We start from the raw sequence: 495 nt of genomic DNA on the forward strand, positions 1-495 counted from the left end.
TTCGCTAAAGCGATGCTAATTGATGACCAATAATTAGAGATTATAAGGAAGTCGCCTTCTCTAATTATTGTTTAAGAATTTATTATCTTTTCATTGTCAAAGCAGAACTACGTTTAACCCTGCAGTTGTGGTTAATGTCCAAAAACCAATAAATTGAATGAACAAAACGATATTTGAGATTACCAAAATGGATTGTCCTTCAGAGGAAAATTTAATCCGAATGAAATTGGATGGAATCTCAAGTATTGCGAATTTGGACTTTGACATTCCCAACCGAAAACTAACTGTTTTTCACAGCGGACAAATTGACCAAATCGAAAAGTCCATTATCGAACTGAATTTAGGCGGAAAGAAAATCTCGACTGAACAAACCGAACAAACGGAATTTAAAGAAAATGCTAACCAAAAAAAGTTACTTTGGTCTGTACTTACCATAAATTTTGCCTTTTTCATAATCGAAATGACAACTGGATTAATCTCAAAATCGATGGGATT

Annotated in this window: 1 pseudogene; it reads left to right on the forward strand. The window is 33.3% G+C overall.

What is annotated here, in order from left to right:
* Nucleotides 1–157 precede the first annotated feature (157 nt).
* Nucleotides 158–495: pseudogene (locus J4050_RS15205) on the forward strand (cation transporter); the annotation flags it as partial.

The sequence above is a fragment of the Winogradskyella pelagia genome (genome assembly GCF_017581965.1).
In the GTDB taxonomy this organism is placed as follows: domain Bacteria; phylum Bacteroidota; class Bacteroidia; order Flavobacteriales; family Flavobacteriaceae; genus Winogradskyella; species Winogradskyella pelagia.